This window comes from Acinetobacter sp. Q186-3, assembly GCF_013420655.1.
GTDB lineage: Bacteria > Pseudomonadota > Gammaproteobacteria > Pseudomonadales > Moraxellaceae > Acinetobacter > Acinetobacter indicus.
Genome location: NZ_VOXS01000002.1, coordinates 157562 through 181089, shown reverse-complemented (window position 1 = coordinate 181089; position 23528 = coordinate 157562). Strand labels below are relative to the sequence as shown.

At 49.1% G+C, this 23528-nt stretch carries 16 protein-coding genes; 9 read left to right on the top strand and 7 right to left on the bottom strand.

Annotation, left to right across the window (positions count from 1 at the left end; translation table 11 throughout):
- Positions 1-8 precede the first annotated feature (8 nt).
- From FTT64_RS02575 to FTT64_RS02560, 4 genes are all read left to right on the top strand, one after another.
- The gene (locus FTT64_RS02575) at positions 9-884 is read left to right on the top strand and encodes an Hsp33 family molecular chaperone HslO (protein ID WP_005181862.1); all 876 of its coding nucleotides are present in this window, start codon (positions 9-11) and stop codon (positions 882-884) included.
- 411 nt (positions 885-1295) lie between these two features.
- The gene (locus FTT64_RS02570) at positions 1296-1757 is read left to right on the top strand and encodes a DUF2147 domain-containing protein (RefSeq protein WP_127800189.1); all 462 of its coding nucleotides are present in this window, start codon (positions 1296-1298) and stop codon (positions 1755-1757) included.
- A 403-nt stretch (positions 1758-2160) separates the two neighbouring features.
- Positions 2161-2499: a chaperone modulator CbpM gene (locus FTT64_RS02565; protein ID WP_005181858.1), complete on the top strand. Its 339-nt coding sequence runs from the start codon at positions 2161-2163 to the stop codon at positions 2497-2499.
- Positions 2500-2575: 76 nt separating this feature from the next.
- The gene (locus FTT64_RS02560; protein WP_034598128.1) at positions 2576-2845 is read left to right on the top strand and encodes a YdcH family protein; all 270 of its coding nucleotides are present in this window, start codon (positions 2576-2578) and stop codon (positions 2843-2845) included.
- A gap of 87 nt (positions 2846-2932) precedes the next feature.
- Here the strand turns inward: FTT64_RS02560 and FTT64_RS02555 are convergent, their stop codons facing one another.
- The 6 genes from FTT64_RS02555 to FTT64_RS02530 all read right to left on the bottom strand — a co-directional run bounded on the left by FTT64_RS02555 (position 2933) and on the right by FTT64_RS02530 (position 16884).
- The gene (locus FTT64_RS02555; RefSeq protein WP_168396676.1) at positions 2933-4159 is read right to left on the bottom strand and encodes a magnesium transporter CorA family protein; all 1227 of its coding nucleotides are present in this window, start codon (positions 4157-4159) and stop codon (positions 2933-2935) included.
- A gap of 97 nt (positions 4160-4256) precedes the next feature.
- On the bottom strand, positions 4257-6344 hold the full coding sequence (gene pnp / locus FTT64_RS02550; RefSeq protein ID WP_171065134.1) for a polyribonucleotide nucleotidyltransferase: 2088 nt from the start codon (positions 6342-6344) through the stop codon (positions 4257-4259).
- Between the two features lie 247 nt (positions 6345-6591).
- Entirely contained in the window at positions 6592-6861 is a 270-nt protein-coding gene (rpsO, locus tag FTT64_RS02545) for a 30S ribosomal protein S15 (RefSeq protein ID WP_004637724.1), read from the bottom strand.
- A gap of 778 nt (positions 6862-7639) precedes the next feature.
- On the bottom strand, positions 7640-9415 hold the full coding sequence (gene recD, locus FTT64_RS02540) for an exodeoxyribonuclease V subunit alpha (RefSeq protein ID WP_160241668.1): 1776 nt from the start codon (positions 9413-9415) through the stop codon (positions 7640-7642).
- A 62-nt stretch (positions 9416-9477) separates the two neighbouring features.
- Positions 9478-13194, bottom strand: a complete 3717-nt coding sequence (locus FTT64_RS02535; RefSeq protein WP_168396675.1) for a UvrD-helicase domain-containing protein — start codon at positions 13192-13194, stop codon at positions 9478-9480.
- A gap of 3 nt (positions 13195-13197) precedes the next feature.
- Complete coding sequence (locus tag FTT64_RS02530; protein ID WP_180181995.1) at positions 13198-16884, bottom strand: exodeoxyribonuclease V subunit gamma; 3687 nt, start codon at positions 16882-16884, stop codon at positions 13198-13200.
- Positions 16885-17065: 181 nt separating this feature from the next.
- Between FTT64_RS02530 and FTT64_RS02525 the strand changes: the two genes are divergently transcribed.
- Positions 17066-17572, top strand: coding sequence for a hypothetical protein (locus FTT64_RS02525; RefSeq protein WP_005181834.1), 507 nt, complete (start codon positions 17066-17068; stop codon positions 17570-17572).
- Between the two features lie 74 nt (positions 17573-17646).
- On the opposite strand, the gene FTT64_RS02520 is transcribed toward FTT64_RS02525, so the two are convergent.
- Positions 17647-19071, bottom strand: coding sequence for a phosphate--AMP phosphotransferase (locus FTT64_RS02520; RefSeq protein WP_168396673.1), 1425 nt, complete (start codon positions 19069-19071; stop codon positions 17647-17649).
- Between the two features lie 207 nt (positions 19072-19278).
- Here FTT64_RS02520 and FTT64_RS02515 point away from each other — a divergent pair, with 207 nt between their 5' ends.
- From FTT64_RS02515 to FTT64_RS02500, 4 genes are all read left to right on the top strand, one after another.
- The gene (locus tag FTT64_RS02515) at positions 19279-19983 is read left to right on the top strand and encodes a hypothetical protein (RefSeq protein ID WP_168395535.1); all 705 of its coding nucleotides are present in this window, start codon (positions 19279-19281) and stop codon (positions 19981-19983) included.
- A gap of 207 nt (positions 19984-20190) precedes the next feature.
- Positions 20191-21132: a bifunctional demethylmenaquinone methyltransferase/2-methoxy-6-polyprenyl-1,4-benzoquinol methylase UbiE gene (ubiE, locus tag FTT64_RS02510; protein WP_168396672.1), complete on the top strand. Its 942-nt coding sequence runs from the start codon at positions 20191-20193 to the stop codon at positions 21130-21132.
- A 19-nt stretch (positions 21133-21151) separates the two neighbouring features.
- Positions 21152-21823 (top strand): SCP2 domain-containing protein, encoded by a 672-nt coding sequence (locus tag FTT64_RS02505; protein ID WP_104471776.1) that lies wholly within the window; start codon positions 21152-21154, stop codon positions 21821-21823.
- 12 nt (positions 21824-21835) lie between these two features.
- A complete protein-coding gene (locus FTT64_RS02500) occupies positions 21836-23455 on the top strand; it encodes an AarF/ABC1/UbiB kinase family protein (protein WP_104494772.1) in 1620 nt (539 codons plus the stop codon).
- The last annotated feature ends 73 nt before the right edge of the window (positions 23456-23528 follow it).

Genomic DNA, 23528 nt, shown 5'->3' with positions numbered 1-23528 from the left:
AGAATTTTATGTCTGATTTACGCCAACGCTTTTTTATTGAAGATAGCCCTGTCCGCGGTGAGATTGTTCATCTTGAAGAAGCCCTGCAAACCATTTTGGCCCAACGTGACTATGCGCCTGCCATCCAGGTCCTTTTGGGAGAAATGCTCAGTGCCACCGCTTTGCTGGCCAGTACCTTAAAAATTAAAGGTCGGATTAGCCTGCAAATTCAGGCCAGCGGCACCTTTAAATGGGCAATGGCCGAATGTAATCATCTGGGTGAAATTCGTGCTTTGGCAGATTATGAACCAGATCCACATTTCCAGCAGGCTGAAGACAGCAGCACGGTACTCAAAACCCTGGTCAATCCGGTGCTGTTTATTAATATTGAACCGGAATTTGGTGAGCGTTATCAGGGTATTGTGCCTTTAGACAAGCCAAACCTGGCCGGCTGCCTGATGCAATACTATGATTTATCTGCACAAATTCCCACCCGTATTGTACTGGCCAGCAACGACCAGCGTTCTGGCGGCTTGCTGATTCAGCTGTTACCGCGAAATAGCGAAGAAGAACAGCAACGTGTAGATGAAGATTTATGGCCACGTCTGACCATGCTGACCGAAACCCTGAAAACCAGCGAACTGACCGATCTGGAAGTTCAGGAAGTATTGTACCGTCTGTACAACGAAGAAGAAGTACGTCTGCCAGAAGTTGAACATCTTAAATTTGGCTGTACCTGTTCCAAAGAACGCTGTGCTACGGCACTGACCCAGATTGGGGCCAATGCAGTACGCGAAACCTTGGAACATCAAAACCCGATTGTGATGGATTGCCAGTTCTGTAATGCACGTTATCAGTTTACTGCAGAAGAAGCACTCGGCCTGTTTGGTGAACACCTAAGCTAAGCCGTACAATTTAAAATGTCCGAGAGATCAAATTGGAGAACAGTTTGGTCTCTTTTTTATGTTCAGTTTTATGCGTTTATTCAATCTTTATGACCCTGCAGATATAGGTTCAAATAGCGCACGCTTTTTGCTGAACTCAGCATCAATCTCGCTCAAGCTGTTACTCATCTTTTTTAAGCGACTGGGTTACACAAACCGTACCAATTTATTCATCTAGCGTACGCACACATTCTCTGTATAACCTGACTGATGAACTCAAGCGCGCGTAATAGCTGCAACCACTTAGCGGTTTACTGCCTTATTGTGATCGTTTTCACTTATTATTTCATTGATTTAACAGTATTTTCTTCTATAGAATTAGGCACTTTACTCTAATTTTAATAACGCGCATGGCGTTGGGGGATAATAATCATGAAAAAGGGGTTTACAGGGATTGTTGCTGGATTGCTTTTGGCAACAGTTTCAGGCGTATCTTTCGCAGAGAATGATCCATTGGTGGGGAAATGGAAAACAATTGATGACCGTACCAGTTATTCCCGTGCCGATGTCGAAATCCGTAAAAAGCCAGATGGCACCTATGAAGGTATTATTGTTGAAACCCGCAACATTCCGGGCGCAGAAAAAATGAATATTTGCCACCAATGTCCGGGCCAGCTTAAAAACAAACCGTTTATCGGCTTGCCATTTATCTGGGGCTTTAGGCAGGATCCAAAAAACCCGTTACAGTTTGTGCAAGGCAGTGTACTCGACCCGATTGGCGGCAAAGTCTATAAAGGCAAGGCACGCCTAAGTGCCAACGGTAAACGTCTGACCTTACGCGGCTATGTCGGTGTTTCCGTGATTGGTCGTAGCGTGACCTGGATTAAATACTGATTCTTCAACAGGTTTACAAGAGGCTTCTACGGAAGCCTTCATTTTATCTTAATGATATGGACATAATTTGAAACAATATAGTTGCTCTACCCTCTGTCCGTCGCTCTCGAAAGCCTGAATAATGAATAAAATTTAAACAGTTTATTTAAACTGGAGATTAGACAAAAGTAGGCCTGCTGAGCGTCCTTGGTGCCAGCAAAATGGCGAAAAAGCAAGCAAGGCTACGTTTCAAGCACAAAGGAATACCAAACAAAACAGCCAAATGCTGAAATATGGTTTTAAATAAAATTAATCCTTCAGATAAAACAACAAGAGCGCAGCGCATAGACCCGAAATTACGTTAGAACAACCCATGCATCTGCTCTTCCTTGTTTTAACAAGTTCAAGCTAAAAGGAGTAAGCCATGACCACGATCCAATATCGCGAAAACTCCCAGTCTGGTCGCCCACAAGCTGAAATTATAGATGAGCGCGTATCTTTTGATTTAGAGCATTTTGCTGAAGCTTGTGGTCAAAGCCCGGAATGGGTATTACAGCTTTTAGAATATGACATTCTCCCTTCACGTCCGGAAGAACGGATTCACCAGTTTTTTGGGGAAGATGTCTCTCGTGCCCGCCAGGCCTATCGCCTGCAACGCGATTTTAATGCCAGCTTTTCTGCCGTCGCCATGATGCTCGATCTGATTGATGAGCTGCAAAATTTGCGCAAAGAAGTCAAACATCTGCATTTAAGACAAAGCTAGCCACCACGCCATTTACTCTCTACAGGGAAATCTGCGTATTTCCCTCTCTTTATTTTTGGGAAAATAGACGGTCGCAATGAAAACAAAAGAATGCAACAAAAAGGTCAAACTCATGTTCCCGGAGTTTCGGGAATTAATGCAACAACTGCGCGAAGACAATCCGCATTTTGCGCGCCTGTTTGAAGATCATGAACATCTGGACCGGAAAATCAGCCAGCTCGAGCTTGATCCGGTTCATCAGATTAATGATGATATCGAGGCGCTGAAACGCAAAAAATTAAAACTGAAAGATCAGATTTATCAGCTTTTGCAGCAGGCCCAGCAAAATCCTTCATCTTCACCTTAACCGGTTTTTATTGCAGTGCGATGAAATCTGCACGCTGCCCGAAAGAAAGCAGATGCTTTCTTTCGGGCAGGCAAATTAAGGACTGCGTTATTTTGGTTTAAGCTGAGAATCTCGAAGAGCGTTCTGACCTTCCGGTGGTAACGGCTTGCCGGGCACATAATCCAGAAACCAGAACAGGTCAATCCGGGTCCGATCCGGCCGCTGCGAAAGCATGTCCGGTACGCTTTTTTCACCGCGTCCCACCATATGTCGCCGATAAAAATAATACAGCAGCAACAAAGTGGTAATAAGCATGGTGCCAAGCATCACCCAGAAGGCATAGGGTGAGTCCAGCCCCGGAATCACCACGAAATTCATGCCATAAATTCCGGTTAACAGGGTTAAGGGTGCAAACACCGCGGTAATAATCGCCAGAATCCGCATATTTTCATTGGTCTGGTTGGCAATGGCAGAAAAATGCAGGTCAATGGCCGCCTGAATGGCACTTCTTAAACGCAAGGTATGTTTCTGGACGCGGGCCACATGGCTGCTTAAGTCATCTACCCGCACCAGCATGATTTCCTGTTTTTCACTGCGTTTCTTGCCTTTTAAATGCAGATAGTTTTCGACAATTTCATCGCGCAGTTCCTGCAAGGTATCAATCTGTTCTTCACACAGATTTTCCACATGCTGAAATGCCATATTTTCCTGTAGCAACTGATGCCACTGGTTAAAACGGCGATGGCCCTGCAACAGCTCACGCTGCCAAAACTCGACCCGGCGGGTTAAAGGATGACGCAGGTTTAAATAGTCATCGACCATACTGTTCAGTAAACGTAAGGCCAAATCTAGAGGCGAGGTCGCCAGTTTTTTTGGTTTATTCTGCTCTTCAGCCGGCCGGCTTAAAATGGTATCTAAACGGGCAATATAATTTTCGATGGCTTTATTGCCCTGCTCACTCACCGTAATAAGCACCTGCGGGGTCAGAATAAAACTGACCGGTGTGGTGCTTAAGCCAAACACATGCTCATGCGCTTCGTCATTAAAGTTATGAATCTGGTCATCCGGAGTAATCAGTTTGCGGAAAATCAGCAGGTCATAATCTTCCAGACTGTCGAAATTACAGGGATGTTCCAGATTTAAAATATCGCGCAGATGATATTCATTCAGCCACAGCTGGGTGTGCTGCAGTACCTGTTGCTGCCACTGTTCCGGATGCTGGCGTACATCTTCCCGGGTATAGTCCAGCCAGATAAATTCTGCCTCGGCGGCCGGCTCCCGATGCAGAAATAACTGTTGTGTGGTGTCATGAAGGGAAAAATAATACTGTTGCATCCGCGTGCATCCACATTCCTGTCATTTTATTTTGCGATCATGCCATAAAAAAGCCCGCTTCATGAAGCGGGCTTTTTCAATTCATCAGGGCTTGAAATTAAGCCTGATCAATATCTTTCATGGTTAACTTGATACGGCCACGGTTGTCGACATCTGCAACCTGAACTTTCACTTCCTGACCTTCTTTCAGTACGTCAGTCACGTTGGCTACACGCTCATTTGAAATTTGAGAAATGTGTAGCAGACCATCTGTACCCGGCATGATGTTTACGAAGGCACCGAATTCAACAATACGGATTACTTTACCGGCGTAGATTTTGCCTGGTTCAACTTCAGCAGTTAAAGCCTGAATCTTGGCAATAGCCGCTTGTGCAGCTGCTTTGGTTTCACCAAATACGCGAACGGTACCGTTGTCTTCAATATCAATTGCCGCTTTGGTTTCTTCAGTGATTTGACGAATGGTCGCGCCGCCTTTACCAATCACGTCACGGATTTTGTCCGGGTTGATGGTAATGACCTGGAAGGTAGGCGCATGCATTGAAATTTCTGGACGTGCACGTGAAATCACTTTGTTCATTTCGTTCAGGATGTGCATACGACCGGTATAAGCCTGGTTCAATGCCACTTCCATGATCTCTTCAGTGATCCCTTCGATCTTGATGTCCATTTGCAGCGCAGTAATACCGTTGGCAGAACCCGCAACTTTAAAGTCCATGTCGCCCAGGTGGTCTTCGTCACCCAGGATGTCAGAAAGCACTGCGAAACGCTCGCCTTCTTTGACCAGACCCATCGCGATACCCGCAACTGGTGCTTTTAGTGGAACACCGGCATCCATCAGTGACAGAGATGCACCACATACAGACGCCATAGAAGATGAACCGTTCGATTCAGTAATGTCCGATACAATACGGATTACGTACGGGAAGCGGTCAGCAGCTGGAAGAACCGCTTGTACACCACGACGTGCCAGACGACCGTGACCGATTTCACGACGTTTAGGACCAGACTCACGACCCGTTTCACCAACCGAGTAAGCCGGGAAGTTGTAGTGCAACATGAAGTTGTCAGTTTTGGTTCCAGCCAGGGTATCAACCATTAATGCATCACGGGTGTTACCAAGAGTCGTTGTTACCAACGCTTGTGTTTCACCACGGGTGAACAGCGCAGAACCGTGAGCACGATCAAGAACGCCTACCTGTACATCTAATGCACGTACAGTTTTGGTGTCACGACCATCAATACGTGGCTTACCAGACAGGATGTTGTCACGTACAGTGCGGTATTTCAGATCTTCAAACAGTTCATTCAGGTCATCTGCGATGCCATCTACATCTTCTTCAGGCACGAACTGCGCAACCGCTTCTGCTTGCAGTGCATCCAAAGCAGCATAACGGTCTTGTTTGATTGCAATGGTATAGGCTTCAGAGATTTTCGCTTCAAACGCTTCTTTTAATTTCGCGCGAAGGTCTTCATTTTTCTCTGGTGCAGTCCAGGTTGACTCAGTTGCGCCAGCCGCTGCTGCAAATTCATTAATCGCCTGAATCGCAATTTGCATTTCGTCATGACCGAATAATACTGCGCCCAGCATCTGGTCTTCGGACAGTTCTTTCGCTTCAGATTCAACCATCAGCACTGCAGCTTCTGTACCTGCAACCACAAGGTCAAGGTCAGACTGTGCCAGCTGTTCATGGTTCGGGTTCAGGATGTATTCACCGTTGATTAAACCCACACGTGCTGCACCAATTGGGCCACGGAACGGTGTACCCGCAATTGCCAGTGCTGCTGAAGTACCTAACATGGCAGCAATATCCGCTTCCATGGTTTTGTCAGAAGAGACAACTGTTGCTGTTACCTGGATTTCGTTGTAATAACCTTCCGGGAACAATGGACGAATTGGACGGTCAATAAGACGTGAAATTAAAGTTTCTGCCTCAGACGCACGGCCTTCACGTTTGCCATAACCACCCGGAATACGGCCAGCAGCGTATTGCTTTTCTTGATAGTTTACGGTTAGTGGGAAAAAGTCCTGACCGGCTTTTGCTGTTGGCTGTGCAACTACCGCCACCAGTACCGATACACCACCCATGGTGATTAAAACCGAGTTGGCCTGACGTGCAACACGACCGGTTTCCAGTACCACGTTGTACTGACCATATTGGAATTCTTTACGAATAATATTAAACATTGACATGTATTTTTGTTTCCTGATTTTATTCTAGTGGAGACCCCTAAGGTTTGGCATTCACGACTCAGGTTCAAGTAAATGACAAAGCTTAGAAGCCGACCTCACTAGAAATATAGGTTTTTTAAACACAAAGAAGGAGCGAAACAATCGCCCCTTCTTAATTACCCGGTCAACGCCGGGTACACTTTAGTTTTCAGACATACAGCGCAACGCATGCAATAACCCGAAAATAAAAGTCTAAATCGAATTAACGACGTAAACCTAAAGCACCGATCAACGCAACATAACGACCGTGATCTTTACCGTTTAAGTAGTCTAATAATTTACGACGTTGGTTAACCATACGGATCAGACCGCGACGGCTATGGTGGTCGTGTTTGTGCTCTTTGAAGTGACCTTGTAAGTCATTGATTTGAGCAGTTAAAAGAGCTACTTGAACTTCTGGTGAACCAGTGTCGTTTTCAGCACGAGCAAATTTAGCGATGATCTCTGCGCGATCTGCGTTTGTTAAAGCCATTCGATTTCTCCGAGATGCTTATAAAATACTTTGATAAAAATCAAACCGATGTCAAGCATCTGTCTGACTGCCGTGCATCACTACAGCAAGTGCATTATTTTAAGACAAAACCGCTTAAATTGCAAAACACAACGCGAAAAAGCCATGAATTATCCGATGCGATGTCACATGAATGATGCAACGTCTGCCCGGAGGATTGATTCTATTCATAAAACACCAAAGAGAAATCCGGGATGATGAAACGTAAATAAGCTGAAGTGGAATAAAAATAGCCCGGGAATAAATTCCCGGGCTATTTTTTGCGCTGTAGTTTCTTCTTTTTTCGTTGTTCTAATTTTATTTATTGTGATGTATAGCGAGGCTTTGGCCTTCTTCTAATCAACATTCCCTGTTTTAATTGGCTTTCCTTATGTGATAGATTTTGCCACAAGCCCTTGGGGAAAGAAGCAGATAATTACCTCTCTCCTTGTACGTTTTCGCTTACGTCGATGAATGACGCTTCATTTTTTTGATTTTGAACTGCCAATAAAAAAGCCCTGTAGTCTCTCCCAAAACTACAAGGCTTAGCGGCTGTAAGTTTCCTCTTTTTTTCACCTACTTCAATGTAAGCTCGCTGTCTCTCGACTTTCTTATTCTGGTTTTGCGATTTTCCTCAACTTTCCGTGTTGAGCTTTTGTGTGAAGTCATCTTCTCAAAAACTCAGGCAAAGCTCTATGCGCAAATTTCTCGAATCGTTGTAAGCATTTTCTTACAACGGCCGGGTTTATTTATGCCAACTTTATAATGACAAATGTTCATTTACTTTTTCTAACACACCACTGTTACGGCTGGTTTTCACGGTTAAGGCCTGTACCAGCGCCTGCCGGTCGGCCAGTAAACTCACCACCGATTTGGCCCGGGTAATGGCGGTATAGATCAGTTCCTTGCTCAGCAGATTCTGCGCGGCCTGATCCAGCACCACCGCCACATGCTGAAACTCCGAACCTTGAGATTTATGAATGGTCAGAGCAAATGCGGTTTCAATATTTTTTGGCAAGCGTGTGGCTGGCACCCATTTATCCAGACTCGGGAAATACACTTCAAACTGCCGGTTGCCCTCACGCAGACGTTGCAGACACAGGCCAATATCACCGTTGGACAGGCCGAGCTGATAGTCGTTATAGGTCATCATTACCGGCCGGCCGACATACCAGTCGCCCTGCTTGGCCACGTCCAGAACCAGTTGCTGCAACAAACGCTGCTCAATCTGCATGTTCAGCTGTTGCAAGCCCAAGCCACCATGCCGAATTGCAGTCAGAATCCGATACTGGTCAAAGGCTTTCACCACCTGTGCCACCACCGCGTCCGGATCATCGGCCTGTAAATACTGTTTTAGGCTGTGCACATAGCCCTGATAGCCCAGCATCAGTTTGTCATAATAGCCCTGCCCGGCTATGGGATCCGGGGCTTCATCGGGTAAATATTCCAGTTGCAGTACATCGGCCATGTCCTGCGTTAAAGTTACGGCCTGTAATTCGCCCGGCTGCACCAGCTGTGCGGCAAACTGCTGCAAGATTTGCGCGGCCGGCTGTTCAGCCGTTTGCTGCTGAATAAAGCGGGCCATTTCACCAATTAAGGCACCGGCTTTAAAACGGCGACTGGTGACCAGATGCACATGATTATCTGCCAGTGCCGGCACCTGCTGTAAATCGGCCAGTACCGAACCAACATCGACCGACGCCAGCTGCTGCGCATCCCCAAGTAAAATCACCCGGGTCTGTTCAGCAATGGCATTGAACAGCATGCTGGCCAGATTCAGGTCCAGCATGGAAGCTTCATCAATCACAATCAGGTCATAAGGCAACGGCTGCCGGGCATGAAAACGTGGCTGCTGCCGGTTGCCAAGGCCCAAAAGCCGGTGGATGGTAATCGGGGTCAGGCGTTTGAGATCGTCACTGACCAGATTGGCAATTTTCGGATCATCAAAGGAATTCTGCAGTGCTTCTTTCATACGCTGCGCGGCTTTTCCGGTCGGGGCCGCCATGGCAATCCGGATTTCCGGCAAGGCCTGGTTTAGCACGGCAATAATCCGCGCCAAAGTATAGGTTTTACCGGTACCCGGGCCGCCCGTAATCAGGTTAAAAGCGGTAGTCGCGGTCATTTTGAGCGCCTGCTGCTGGTGCTGGTCTTCCAATAAATGTAGATAGTCCGACACATCTACCGCCGTAACAGCTTGCTGTTTTAAGCGTGCCACCTGCTGTGCCAGCGCCGACTCCAGCGCCCAATAACGGTACAGGTATAAATGCTGCTGGTCATAAATAAACGGCGCCACCGAACCCGGTTCAGAACCGGAACCGACCAGATTGGCCAACGCTGCCACCTGTTCTGCAGAAGCGGCTATACAGCTGTCACCATTGAGAGTAGCCTCCAGCAACTGCGCGATGATTTTAGCGGAATCTTCTCGCTTTTCCGCCTGAAAAAAAGGCGCCTGTAAAAGATAGTTACTCCAAAGCGCAAACCATGCCGGGGTTTGGGTTTCAGGCGTTGCTGCTAAAACTGTCCGCTGGTTGTCCACACTATTATCCTCAAAGTTATCCACATGCTAAATCATTCTTTCTTTAAATGTTATTAAATGATTTAGGCAATTTTCCCCAGTTGATCGACAGTTGGATTCCCCAACAGTGCATCCAGTCGCAAAATAAACTCGACCGGCGGTTTCCAATGGTACACGCCCTGCCCGGCCTGACCATTCATGCCGCGCAAATACAAATAGCTGGCCCCACCTAAATGTTGATAAATATCGTAATTTTCCAGATGGACTTTCAGGTAGCGATGCAGGGCCACCAGATACAGACCGGCCTGCAGCCAGTAACTGGACTGTGACATGCTGGCCTGCACCGAGGCCGCCTGATAATGCGACTGATCGGCACCTAAAAAGTTACTTTTATAATCGGCAATATGGTAACGGTGGCCATCAAAATACACCAGGTCAATCGAACCGGTTAAATAGCGCGCCGAATTGGCATCATGAAAATCCAGCATCTGAATGCCATATTCATCAAACAGCTGATGAATCCGCTTGATCGCCAAGACCTGATCGGACAAGGACAGATAAAACGGAAATTCTGCCAGATGCTGCTCGGGCGCCAGCTGTTTTAACTGAAAGCCCGGATGCAGCGGTGTACTCAGCACATCCAGCAGCCATGCCGACAGCCAGCTCAGCAAGATTTCCTCCGTATGTTCCGGATATTCCTGACTAAACTTGTCCTGCAGCTCCTGCCACAAAGAAGGATAATCATTTTTAAAACGGCGCTGGATTTCCAGCGGCCAGTCCTGCTGATCCTGAAAATCAATGTGTTCAAAAATCTCATGCAGGAAATTACCGGCCAGCGTACCCATCGGGAACTGGCGTTTAATCCAGGCAATCGGCTGATTCAGGATGTCGACATCAGCCACCGCTACTGGCTGATGCAGTTCATCAGAGGCACTACTGTGCTGCTCAATATGAGCCGCCAGCGCATCAATCGCCTGTTTACGGCTTAAATGCTGAGCCAGAGCACTGAAACTGGTTTTACTGCGCGGATAGAAACGCTGCTGCGGGAAAGTCTTTGCCGTTAATGGTAGCGTCTGCTCATGCTGCTGCAGCTTCAGCTTTGGCGGCTTTTCAGTCAGCAATGCTTCATCGCCACAATGCGGATGCTGGAAAACGTCACTGCCCTGACCGCGCCAGAAAGCCAGACCGGAACAGGATTTGCCGCTCTGATCCTGCAAAATGGCATAGACCCGATGGCTGGCCCGGGTCAGCGCCACATACCACAGACGGCGTTGCTCAGCTTCGGCCCGAAGCTGATGCTGCTGTTGATCCTCTGCACTGAGCAAGGCTGCTGCATTTACCGCAATCAGACGCTGCTGCTCGGTTTGACCGGTCAGCGGATTGACCGCCTGAATGGTCGAGAAATTCAGGGTTTTGTTGACCTCGCGAAAGTCCTTATCAGCCCCCAGCAAAAACACCACTTTAAATTCCAGCCCTTTGGACTGGTGGATGGTCATCAGCTGTACCCCGGCGGCATTGGACAGTTTTCGCTCCAGTTCCCACTCGCGTTCACTTGGCGCCTGCAACTGTTTTAAATACCACTGATACAGGGTTTGTGCACCCTGATAATGTTCGCTGTGCTGGCTAAGCAGTTCGCTTAAATGGCGCAGATTGACCACCACCCGTTCATTGTCACGGCTGTGATGGGCGACCAGATTCTCCCAGACCTGAAACAGGTTCAGGGCATATTGCCAGGCACTTAAAAAGCCTTTTTCAAACCAGATGCTGCGGATGCAGTCAAAATCATCCATAAACTGGCTCAGGCCGGCCGGATGAGCCTCCAGTTCCAGTAAGCGCTGTAAATTAAAATTCAGCAGGCGGCTTAACAAGGCTCTTTTGACTTTGGCTTCATCATAAGGATGCATAATTGCGGTCAGCACCGCCCCCACATCTTTGGCGATCTGGCTGTCAAACACACTGCGTTTGGATGGACGGTTCACCCGAATCCCGAGCCGCTCCAGCTCGTACTGCACCTTGTCCAGCCCGTCATGGTTTTTGGACAGCACCGCAATATCATCTTCAATTAGCGGGCTGCGCTCCTGACCATTGTGCAGATAGATCTGCTGCTGCGCCGCCTGATTTAAAAGCTCCCGAATTTTCCAGGCCACCTGCAATGCTTCATTATTTTTGTCTTCTAGCATTAACCAGCGCAAGGGCTGCCGGTTCTCCCCTTGCCCGTCAATTAAGGCCGGATGGGGACGAGGTCCGGCTTCTACCAGGCTATATTGCACCTCTTCACCAAAATCTATTTGGCGCTGGAACAAGGCATCCACCACTTCCACCAGAGCCGGAATAGAACGATGATTGTATTTCAGGCTATACAGGCTCCCCTGTTTGGCCTGCACATCGGCCCGGGCCTTGTTATAGGTCAGCATATCACCGCCGCGGAAACCGTAAATGGCCTGTTTTGGATCACCGACCATAATCATGCAGCCCTGCTGATAATAGCGGGCATGACGCCAGATACTGGCCAGCATACTGTCCTGATCCTGGTTTGTATCCTGAAATTCATCGACCAGAATCAACGGATATTTACTGTGCACAAACTGGGCAAAACGCAGTCCCTGCTCGCCCTGCAAGGCTTCCGACAGGCTGCGGATCTGCTGGGCAAAGGTGGTTTCACCTTTTTGCTGCAACACCTGCGGCAGGCGTTTTTTTACTTCACGGCTTAAATAGTATTTGAGATAGGCATCCAGCAGCTCTAAATCCAGTTGCAGTTGCTGCAACTGCTGGCAGAAGGCTTTCAGCCGTTGAATCACCGCATGCTGTTCAAACTGCGTCAGCACCTCGTCCGGACATTTGTTCAGCACTTTTTTGGTGGATAAATCGGTACACAGCTTTAAGGTTTTTTCAAAATGTGGTGCAAACAAGGCATAGCCACGTTGCTGGGACAACGCCTTTAGTAATGCCGGCAAAGCCTCGCATAAGGTGTGTTGCATCAGCTGATTGGTGCGCCACTTTTTCCCAACCAATGCAGCGTACTGGCCCTGCTCCAGATAATAGTCGCTTAGGCTGTCGACATCAGCCAGATCCAGCTGCAACAACTCATCAATGGCTGCTTCAAACTGGTTTAAATCCAGTTCGGGCGCCGGTACTTCACGAAACTGGGCCGAGGCAAAATTCAGGGTATTTTCAACAATACCCACATAGGCGTCGACATGCTTGAGTTTCTTTTGCAACAGCAGATAATTCACCACCTGCTGTGGCTGGGCCTGCAGCCATTGCCGCAGCACATCATGAATCAGCTGATGCACATAACTTTTGGCATCATCAGTAATATCGGCGCGTTCAATCTTGCCACATTCAAAACTGAATTCTCGCAACAACTTCTGGCTAAAACTGTCTAAGGTACCCACAAACAGTTCATCCAGCTGGTCAATCACCAGCTTGAGCCGGTCACGGGCAAAGTCCGGTTTGGCAGCATAATCCGCCAGCACTTTTTGCAATAGCGGATCGGACTCAGTCTGGGCCTTGGCTTGCAGTTCGGCTTCAGTATAGGACTGGCACTGTTCAAAATAACGTAGGGTTTCAACCAGACGTGCACGAATCCGGCTTTTCAGCTCGGCCGCGGCGGCGCGGGTAAAGGTGGTCGCCACCACCTGATGGGGTAAATAGGCTTCCAGAAAAATCCGCACAATCAGGCTGGATAAGGTATAGGTCTTGCCGGTGCCAGCCGAAGCTTCAATCCAGTGCAGCCCCTTGAACTGCATGTCGGTAATGGGCTGGAAAGATAGCGGCGAAGAATGTGGAGTAGCGGCCATCATTTACTCCTCAAGCGTCTGCTGGTGCCAGAAAATCGGCTGGTATAAATCATAGGAAAACTGTTCACAGGCATGCGCCAATAATAAATTGGCATCCTGCTCCTGCAAAATAAACTGCCAGTCACGATGATGCTTGCAGGCTTCATTGTCGGCCACCGAAAAGGTACTGAACTGGCCTGAATCATTCCAGTCCTTATACAGCCCCTCCAGATCTTTCAGCTGCATACGCTGTTCGGCATCGGGTTCCCATTCATGCTGCTTGCCTTTTTCCGCCACTTTCAGCAGCAAGGCTGATGGCAGTACCAAGGGCTGGCGCTGGCCATAGTCCCAAGCCTTAAACCAGTGTTCCAGCCACTGTCTGGCCTGATTGGAACTGACCCCTTCACAGCAGACGGTATCATCGCTAAATACCACAATCCGCTGATGCTGCTGGCCGCCATCACCCAGATTCAGATAGGCCAGCCAGAGCAGATATTCCAGCCAGAGTGCGGTACGGCGTTTGGCACGCGCACTGGACGCTTCCAGACTAACCCAGCGCTCGGCGCCCTGTTTTGGCAGGGTCAGGCGGATGTGCAAGTCAGGACGCACTTTCCAGACCTGTCGGGTGATAGTCGTTTCACTCGGTGCATAGTGCTGCAAGCGGGCCTGTAGCTGCTGCTGTTCGACCAGACTCATGGTCCAGCTGCCTTCACGAATTTTGCCAATCGGCAGGCGGTCTTGTAACAGTGCCGGATCGGGCGTATCGTGCTGCTGTTTCAGAAAATCGCGGATGGTATAGCGACCCAAACCATCCAGCAATAACGGCTCGGCCTGATCGCTGCGTTGTTCCGGACGTAGGTTTTCCACCCCGACACTTTTTAAATACAGCCGCGCCGGGAAAATCATGTCCTGAATCCATTGCTGGCTGTCCAGCACCTGCAAATCCTGAGTCAATAAAGGATAAGGCTGATTGGCCCAGTGACTGCGCTGCCCACCCGGCTGACGGATCTGCTGTGCCACTGCATACCACTGGTCCTGAAAGCGGATGATCTCGCTGGATTCAAACCCGAGCGGATCAAACGGCTGTAAACGGTGCACACAGTACAGCTGACGTAACTGCTCCGGCACCTCAATCCCGTCAATATTCACGGTCTGGTTCAGTGCGGACTCGGGCTGCGGCGCGGCAACAATCAGCGCCAGATGCTGAATCAGCTCCTGTAAGATACTGGATGGATCACGCACCTGCCCGTCATTGACATCAAAGCCGTTATAAAACAGCCAGACCTTGTCCTGCGCCAATAGCAGTGCATCCAAAAATGCACCCTGATCATCTTCCAGACGTGAGCGGTCACCCAGTTGCGGTTTCAGCAACTGCATTAAATCGAATGGCAGCTGCACATTACGATTCGGGAATTTGCCACTATCCAGATTCAGCATCACCACCAGTTTATACGGCAGTGGACGCAGCTGGCCCAGCTGGCAAAAGGTAATCTGGCCGCTTGGTTCGGCCTGTTCCAGTTGTGCTGCCAGCTGTGCTTCAATTTCTTCCAATATATACGGCAAAGGCAGACTTAAGGCCGCCAGCGCATGCCGGTCCTGCTCATCATAATAGCTGGCCAAAGTCAGCATACGGTATTGCTTTTTAATGATCTTATAAACCGTTTCCAGCGCGGTGACACCGGCTGCACTAAACTCGTCAATGTCTTGCATTAAGCGTTTTAGCCACTGTTCGGCCCGCGTGTTCTCGCCGCGTTCATGCGCAATCATCCAGTGCCGGCGCTCGGCCAGGTCCTGATAAATCTGGATCAGTTTGGCAATCAGTTCAAAATCGGCTGGCATCACTTCGGCAAAACATAGGGTGTCCTGAAACAGGGTATGTTCCGGAATGGCCAGCCCCAGCGCCAGACGATCCAGCGCAAATTTAAAACTGAAGCGATAATCCTGATCATCGGCGCTCAGGCTGCGCTGCAAATGCTCGGCATCAAAACCGCGTTTAAAACCGGCGGCACTAAGCAGCTCCAGCAAACGCTCCAGCTGGGTAATGTCCAGCTCATAACGCTGCAAACTGGCCGCTAGCCCGAGCCAGTCAGCAAATTCATCCAGACTAAAGCGGCCCTGTAACAGACGAATCCGGCCGGCCACGGCGCGCCAGGCATTGCTGACATCCAGCTGGCTGACCCCGGCAATCTGAATTGGCAAATACACGCTGTGCTGGGCCAACCGGCTACTGTCATGTAAGGGACTGCCCAGATCACGCGCACTCGGTGGCGGCGCAAAGACACTGCGGATTAAAGGCTCAATCTCTTTTAAATTTGGACTTAAAACCAGAATATCGCTTGGCCGGCGTGGCTGCTCTTTTGTGCCTTCTGACAGCCAGTGCAGCAGCTGGTCTTTTAACACTTCCAGCTGACGCAGACTGGAATGGCAGACATGAATCTGGATGGAATCATCATGCTGCTCTAAAGCATATTGATGCGCGGCCGGTTCATTTAAATACAGGATATCGGCCTGCAGCTTGCCCAATAAGCTGGGCTGATAGTCATCAATAAACAGATCGGCCCACACGCCTTCTTCACCGGAAGATAAGGCAGAGAGTAAGGAGAAATGATCGCGTGCCTGCTTGCCCAGACGGGTCAGCAAGGGATGACGCGACTCGCGGTTCTGGGCATTAAAATGCAGGGTAAACTGTTCGAAAAACTGGGCAATCTCGGCATCATTGGCCTGTGGATGCTGCGCCAGAAAACGCTGTTTCACCCGCGCATCATAACGTGCCTTCCAGTTCGGATCGACGCTGTCGGCCCAGTACTCCTGTGAAGGGTTATAATGCAGGATAAAAATTTCAATGTACTGACCTAAACGGCGCAGGAACTGTAACTGCTGCGGCGGCAAGTCCAGCAAGGTAAATACCACCAGCTGTTTCGGTAATTTGCGTAGCGCCTTGCCCGGCTGCTCCGGACTGCCCAGCGCCTGCCAGAACAGCTGGTCAATCTGCTGCATCTGCTCAAAATCTTCATGAAAAACTGCCTGCCACAGCCAGCGCTGCCACGCCTCCAGTTCTTCTGCCTGCTGCAGCATAAAGCCCGACACTTCGCTGTCGGTTTTAAAGAACATCTGCTCCAGATCAAGGGCCTGATCACGGCCCCATTGCATCAGCCAGTTGGTCGGACAGCGGCACTGCTCGCCACAGCCTTTCTGGCAATGCCCACGATAAGTCATATAGTGGCTAAACAGTTTGGATACCTGTTCGGCCACCCAATACAACATGCTCTGTTTTTTCAGCTGGCGTTCCAGCGGCTGTTCCAGCCGGTCGGCACTGGCATAAATCCGCTGGATAATCGGAAACAGCGCATGGCTGGTTGCTAGCGGATTCTGTTCCGGCTGAATAAATTCTTTTAGCGCCTGAAATACGCGCCATTTAATGATAATTCGTGGAATATTGGCTTGACGGACCAAGTCTTTCTGATCGTGCAGCACCCATTGATAGGCACTCCACTGGAAACCGCGAATCCGGTGATGAAACTCGGTATTGGCACAGATGCTTTGATGTTCGGCCAGACGCTGGGTTAACCAGGCTTCCACCGCAGGGGACGGCACAATAAAGTGCTGGGTTTTTAATACCTCCAGCGGATGCGCTGCAGGTTTACGGACTGTCTTCAGCATCGCCTCGACCAGTACATCGACACGCTGACTTTGAATGACATGAATCCCCATAACGCTCTACCCTGTTAAACTTTTGCCATGATATCTACAAAACCATAAAGATTCATTACTATACTTTTGCAGTTGCCTATGTCACTTTTAGCTCATGGTTCGATTCAAAAATGCTTTGAAATACGTACCTTAATAGTGCTTCAATAAAAAAATCGATACACCGCTTAAGGTATTTAATATTATGAAAATAGACAAGATTCCCAACTCGATTGACCCCAATTTAAATTTAGAGCAAGTTCGTGCTGACTGTCTGGAGCTGGTCAAAAAACGGGCCTACGTGTCCGCAGGCGCGGCGGTCATTCCGGTTCCATTTTTAGATGTCGTGATTGACGTCGGTATTTTGTCACAACTGATTCCTGAAATTAATGCCCGTTTTGGTCTGTCGCCGGAACAGGTCAGTGTCTATGACCCCGAAACCAAGCAGATTCACTGGCAGGAACTGCGTAAACGCGGCATTGAATTTTCCGGTTTGGTGGTGGCACGTACCGCCGTCAAAAAATCATTGAACAATGTTGCCGCGAAAGTGATCACGAAGCAAGTCACCAAATTTATTCCTTTAGGCGGACAGCTGGTGGCGGCCAGCCTGGGCTATTTTGTCATGAAGAAAGTCGCCGAAGCGCATGTGGAAGAAAGCTATAAGATTGCCAAAGGCATCCAGCAGAAACAGACCCAGGTGGTCAATGGCTAAGCCTTTTTCCTCAATCTGATGCCGGTCCAGTGACCGGCATTTTTATAGCGGATTCATGCCTGTTTGCTGCCGGCTTAATCAGCTTTCAGCTGTTTTAAGATGGTTTTCAGCACTTCAATCCGGGCACTGTTTTTATCATTGGTGGCAATAATATGCCACGGCGCATCCTCGGTGCTGGTATGGGCAAACATATCGGCTGCGGCATTTAAATAATCATCCCAGCGATTCCGGTTCCGCCAGTCTTCCTCGGTAATTTTAAAGCGTTTATGTGCAGTCTGTTCACGCGCTTTAAAACGCTGTTCCTGCGCATCTTTGCTAATCGCCAGCCAGAACTTGATAATCACGGTCTGATGCTCGGTTAAATCCTGTTCAAAGCGGTTAATTTCCGCATACGCACGTTGCCATTCCAGATCACTGGCAAAACCTTCAATCCGTTCCACCAGTACCCGACCATACCAGGAACGGTCAAAAATACAGATTTTTTCTTCTGGTTGCAGCTTGGTCCAAAAACGCCATAAATAAGGCCGGCGTAATTCATATTTTTCCGGTGCGCCAATGGTATAAATTTCGTATTCACGCGGATCCAGCTTTTTCACAATCCGTTTAATTGCGCCGCCTTTGCCGGCGGCATCCATCCCTTCAAACACAATCACCACGTTACGGTCATCAAAACGCAAGGCATCGGCCACTTTACGGCTAAGTTTTTTGAGTTCGGCTTTATAGTCGCCCTCATCCAGCGCGGCATTGTCCGGATTGAGCAAGGCCTCGGGAATCGGCGCCTGCTGCCAGCTCTGCTCAACAGTTTTCGGATGCTCCGGGCAATCTTTAAAAGCCTGTAATACATGCTGGGCAAACTGCTGGTCACGCAGCTGCTCATCTTCACCATCAATAATAATCCAGTCATCGGTAAAGCGCTGGCGCAGCTTTTGCAAGGTGTCGTACTGTTTTTTGTTACGCCAGTCGAGGCCATTCATCTTATGCCAGCGCACTTCGCTCGGCTCCATCTCGTTCAGGCGTTTTTGCAGGGTTTTCCAGGACAGGTCAAACCAGATCTTGACCACATCAACCTGGTTATTTTTTAAATCCTGTTCAAAGGCCCGAAAACGCTGCACATACTCATCAAACAGGCTGTCATCAAAGGGCTTTGAGACATGGGTGGCACTGCTGAGCAGGTCGCTATACCAGTTACCAAACAGAATCATGATCTGCCCTTCGGCCGGAATAAAACGCGCATAGGGCTGCCAGAAACTGGTTTTGAAATCAAACAGGTGTGCGGCATCAGCCTTCACATGCAAATAACGTGGATCAACCCATTCCCGCAGCTGTTTCACCGCCTCGCCTTTGCCGGCCAGCTCAATACCGCTGACCAGAATCACCAGACTTTTGGCATTGCTCTGACCGCGGCTATCTTTTAGGGCATATTGCGCTTCAATCAGCTCGACAGACAGCTGATCTTCATCCATTAACTGAAATTCTGTTTGCGGGTTCTGCTCGGTCATAGGCACACACTCTTGTTTTATTGTTCCGTTCAGTATAACCAGCCTGCTGGCCGGGCGGCTGATGATTTTGTATAGCGCGTCTGTCTGATTTTGTCTATTTCTAGTGCAAACTGACCCGATGATCCTGAATCTGTCACCAATTTGTCATGGCCTGTGCATGTAACTGGCTTTAGAATGCCGCTTAAGTCAAAACAATTGAGACGCTCCATGTCCAAACTTGCGGTTTTAGATGACCTTTTAGAACTTTATAATCAATTTGAATATCATCGCCAGCCGGAAATTTTCACGCGTTTGCAGGAGGTGCAGCTGTGGCAGAAACAGCGCATGCAACGTACCCATGCCCCACATTTTGCCGAAAAAAATAATGTGCTGATGGCCGAATATTTTCTAAACCGTTTATACGGCGGCCCCGATTTTGATGCACTGGCCGCACAGATTGCACGCCTGACCAAGTACGCACATAAAGCAGAAAAACTGATTCCGGAAAATGCAATTAAAACCGGCACCTCCGGGGTGGCACTGGCCATTTTGGCAGTGCAACTGGATGAACAGGTCGCCATTCAGCTGTTAAAGGATTATCCGGCGCAGACGCCATTGACCGACGAGATGATGCGCCTGACCTATTTAAAGCTCGATCAGGGCAGCGCGCGTTTAAAACAGCTGGACATGCTGGATGAACTGGGCAAAAGCCTGGACAAATACATGCGCTCCTTTATGGTTTATACCGCCTTTAAAATGTGTAAAGGTGCCGCGCATAAATACAATTTCGATATCATGTACGAGTTTATGCAAGATGGTTTTGTGGCCATGAAACCGCTGAAATCTGCAGAAAAATTTGTCCGTGAATTTACTGCGGTTGAACGCCAGATTATTGACAAAGTGCATCGGGGAGATCCGCAGCCCTTTCAATAAAGCCACATAATTTTTTGCATGTGATGGCCAAAATTTGGTACAAAAACAGCAGTAAAACGAATATGCATTCACGTTCATCAGGATAACAATTCAATTTTCTGTATTTTATTCCTGACAATTGCAGGCCGATGACTGTACAACGCCTAAGAATCTGTCATCATGCTTGCACTGCCACATCAACCCGATTTTCATGTTAGGAGTGACACTATGTCTAATGAAGAGCAAAAGCCTACCCATCCAGAAACGGCAACCAACACAGACAAAGTGAGCCCATTCTTAACCTCGCCATTACCGGAAGGTGCACCACAAGGTCAGCAGCAGTCTCTAGAACAGCGCCTAACCGATACTCCGGTAACGGGCAGCATTCCAAAATACAACCTGCCACGTGGCGCCAATACCGGTAATGTCGGCGCGACCACGCACTTTGGCTACCAGACCGTAAACAGCGAAGAAAAAGCCCAGAAAGTGGCGGAGGTGTTCCATTCGGTGGCCAGCAAATACGACATCATGAATGACCTGATGTCTTTTGGTATTCACCGTTTATGGAAACGCTTTGCGATTAACATGTCGGGTGTGCGTCGTGGCCAGCACGTACTGGATATTGCGGGCGGTACCGGTGATCTGGCCAAAGTTTTTAGCCGTGAAGTTGGTCCAAGCGGCCATGTGGTCCTTTCAGATATTAACGAATCCATGCTGAATGTCGGTCGTGACCGTCTGATTGATGCCGGCTGTACCAATGTCGATTTCGTTCTGGCCAATGCTGAAACACTAGAACCATTTGCCGACAACAGCTTTGACCTGCTGACCATTTCTTTCGGTTTACGTAATGTGACCGATAAAGATGCTGCACTGCAGGCCATGTACCGCGTACTTAAGCCAGGCGGCCGTTTACTGATTCTGGAATTCTCAAAACCGGTATTTGAACCGTTCTCGAAACTGTACGACCTGTACTCGTTCACCGCACTGCCAATCATGGGCAAACTGGTGGCGAATGATTCTGAAAGCTATAAATATCTGGCGGAATCAATCCGTATGCACCCAGACCAGCGCACCCTGAAAGGCATGATGGAAAATGCCGGCTTCCAGAACTGTGACTACCACAACCTGACCGGTGGTATTGTGGCGGTGCACCGCGGTTTTAAACTCTAATTCCGAAAAGGACACTGCTATGTGGTCGATTCTGGCCTTAGGTGCCGTTGAACGATGCATCCATCATGTCATTAATCTGGATGCGATTACCCGCATCCAGCTGAACCAGCTACAGGGCAAAACCCTGCGCGTGGTGATGGATGCGCCGCAACTGTCGGTAGATGTATTTTTTGATGAAAACAAGGTGCGTCTGGAGCCGACCGTTACCGGACAGGCAACCCAACCGTCTATTTTCGAGCAGCGCCCGTTTGAGCGCGAACAGCAGCTCAGTGAAGCCACCGCCACCTTGCAGGTCAAGAATGTGGTGGAACTGCTGAAACTGCTGCTGGCCGATGATGTCGGCACCATTCCGGTACAAGGCGACTATAAGCTGCTACAGGACATCCAGCGTATTATCGAGCAGGCCGAACCCGATCTGGCCGCGCATCTGTCGCCATGGGTTGGCCCGACACTGGCACATGAGCTGGGTAAAATCCAGCTGGCGCCCAAGCAGCTGAAAAAAACCTTGCAAAGTCAGCTGTTTTTCGCCGAAGATGCCCTGAAAGAAGATTCCGGCCTGTTTGCACCGCGCTGGCAAATGGATGATCTGCAACAGGATACCCGCATCCTGAACCAGAATATCGACCGCGTAGAGGCCAAGATTCAACAGCTCCGCAAGCAGCTTGAAGACACTCCAGATTCACACGACTAGGTAAAGAGATTTATGATTCCGCACGTTTCACGTTTAATCGAACTTTGGCGTATTGCTGCGCACTATAGACTCGACACGTTGTTCCCTGCGGAAGAATTACCAGAAAAAGCCCGCCATATTCTGAGTCTGATCCGGATGCATCCGGCGGCCTGGTCCAGTAAGGAACGGAAAAATCCGCTCAAGCTGAAACAGGCCCTGGAAGATATGGGACCGCTGGCGATTAAACTCGGTCAGCTGTTATCGACCCGTCGTGACCTGATTCCACCTGAAGTATTACAGCAGCTGGTCTTGCTGCAGGACCGGGTCAAACCCTTTGGTTCCGATGTCGCGCAAATGCGGATTCAGGAATCCTTAAAGGCCGATGTCAACACCCTGTTCGCGCGTTTTGATGAACAGCCGCTGGCAGCTGCTTCAATTGCCCAGGTGCATACCGCTGCCCTGCACGATGGCCGCGAAGTGGTGGTCAAAGTCACCCGTCCTAATATCCGCCAGCAGATTCTGCAGGATTTTGAAATTCTGCAATGGCTGGGCCATTTTCTGGAAAAACGTCTTGAAGCGGCACGCGCGCTGCATTTATCCGAAATTATTCAGGACTATCGCCAGATTATCCTGAAAGAACTCGATCTGACCTTAGAAGCGGATAACACCCGCCGTATGCGCCATTACTTCACCGGCTCCAGCATGATGTATGTGCCGGAAGTGTATATGGACAGCAAAGATGTGATGGTGGCCGAGCGGATTACCGGGGTACCAATTTCCGATGTGGCCACCTTTGACCGCTTGGGTATGGACCGCGCCGATCTGGCGCAAAAAGGCCTGACCATCTTCTTTACCCAGGTGTTCCGCGACAACTTCTTCCATGCCGACATGCACCCGGGCAATGTGTTTGTAGAAACTATCAATCCGCAAAACCCACGCTTTATTGCACTGGACTGCGCGATTATGGGTGAGCTGTCCAAGCACGACCAGATGACCGTGGCGCGCATGTTACTGGCGGTCATGAACAGCGACTTTATGCAGCTGATCCAGATTGTGCATCAGGCTGGCTGGATTCCACCGGGCACTGATCAGGATGCTTTGGCACGTGAAATGCGCCGCACGGTAGGACCGATGGTCTCCAAACCCATGCATGAGCTGGACTTTGCCGGTATTCTGATTGAAGTGATGGATATTGCCCGCCGTTTCCATCTGGAAATTCCTCCACAGTTGATGCTGCTGCTCAAAACGCTGGTGCATGTTGAAGGGCTGGGCACCGATCTGTATCCGGAACTGGACATCTGGAGTCTGGCCAAACCAATCCTCACCGATTGGGTCAAGGCACAAATGAATCCGCAGAAAAACCTGAAAGAGCTGGGACAAAAAATTCCGGACCTACTGTTGGGTGCGCAGGATTTACCGACCCTGATGATCGACAGCTTAAACGGCCTGAAAAACCAGTCGGCCTGGCATGCCAAACAGCTGAATGAACTGCAAAGCATGCGTCTGCAAATGGAACATCAGCAAAAACGCAGCTGGATCTTTGGCAGCGTAATGGCGATTCTGCTGTCGATTGCGATTATTTCACCGTGGTTTGTCTCAGTCATTCTGATTGTGCTGGCCAGTATTCTGGCAGTCTGGCGCGTGGCCAAATAAGGCGAAATGGGCAAAGTTTCCTGAATCATTATATTCCTCCATTATTTAAACCGGTCACATGACCGGTTTTTTT

What these genes read in the sequence shown, in the direction of transcription:
- FTT64_RS02555 (WP_168396676.1), bottom strand. Translation starts at nt 4,159, where the DNA reads ATGCAACAGTATTATTTTTCCCTTCATGACACCACACAACAGTTATTT.
- FTT64_RS02500 (WP_104494772.1), top strand. Translation starts at nt 21,836, where the DNA reads ATGATTCCGCACGTTTCACGTTTAATCGAACTTTGGCGTATTGCTGCG.
- FTT64_RS02530 (WP_180181995.1), bottom strand. Translation starts at nt 16,884, where the DNA reads ATGGGGATTCATGTCATTCAAAGTCAGCGTGTCGATGTACTGGTCGAG.
- FTT64_RS02570 (WP_127800189.1), top strand. Translation starts at nt 1,296, where the DNA reads ATGAAAAAGGGGTTTACAGGGATTGTTGCTGGATTGCTTTTGGCAACA.
- FTT64_RS02575 (WP_005181862.1), top strand. Translation starts at nt 9, where the DNA reads ATGTCTGATTTACGCCAACGCTTTTTTATTGAAGATAGCCCTGTCCGC.
- FTT64_RS02560 (WP_034598128.1), top strand. Translation starts at nt 2,576, where the DNA reads ATGAAAACAAAAGAATGCAACAAAAAGGTCAAACTCATGTTCCCGGAG.
- FTT64_RS02505 (WP_104471776.1), top strand. Translation starts at nt 21,152, where the DNA reads ATGTGGTCGATTCTGGCCTTAGGTGCCGTTGAACGATGCATCCATCAT.
- FTT64_RS02565 (WP_005181858.1), top strand. Translation starts at nt 2,161, where the DNA reads ATGACCACGATCCAATATCGCGAAAACTCCCAGTCTGGTCGCCCACAA.
- pnp (WP_171065134.1), bottom strand. Translation starts at nt 6,344, where the DNA reads ATGTTTAATATTATTCGTAAAGAATTCCAATATGGTCAGTACAACGTG.
- ubiE (WP_168396672.1), top strand. Translation starts at nt 20,191, where the DNA reads ATGTCTAATGAAGAGCAAAAGCCTACCCATCCAGAAACGGCAACCAAC.
- FTT64_RS02515 (WP_168395535.1), top strand. Translation starts at nt 19,279, where the DNA reads ATGTCCAAACTTGCGGTTTTAGATGACCTTTTAGAACTTTATAATCAA.
- FTT64_RS02535 (WP_168396675.1), bottom strand. Translation starts at nt 13,194, where the DNA reads ATGGCCGCTACTCCACATTCTTCGCCGCTATCTTTCCAGCCCATTACC.
- FTT64_RS02525 (WP_005181834.1), top strand. Translation starts at nt 17,066, where the DNA reads ATGAAAATAGACAAGATTCCCAACTCGATTGACCCCAATTTAAATTTA.
- FTT64_RS02520 (WP_168396673.1), bottom strand. Translation starts at nt 19,071, where the DNA reads ATGACCGAGCAGAACCCGCAAACAGAATTTCAGTTAATGGATGAAGAT.
- rpsO (WP_004637724.1), bottom strand. Translation starts at nt 6,861, where the DNA reads ATGGCTTTAACAAACGCAGATCGCGCAGAGATCATCGCTAAATTTGCT.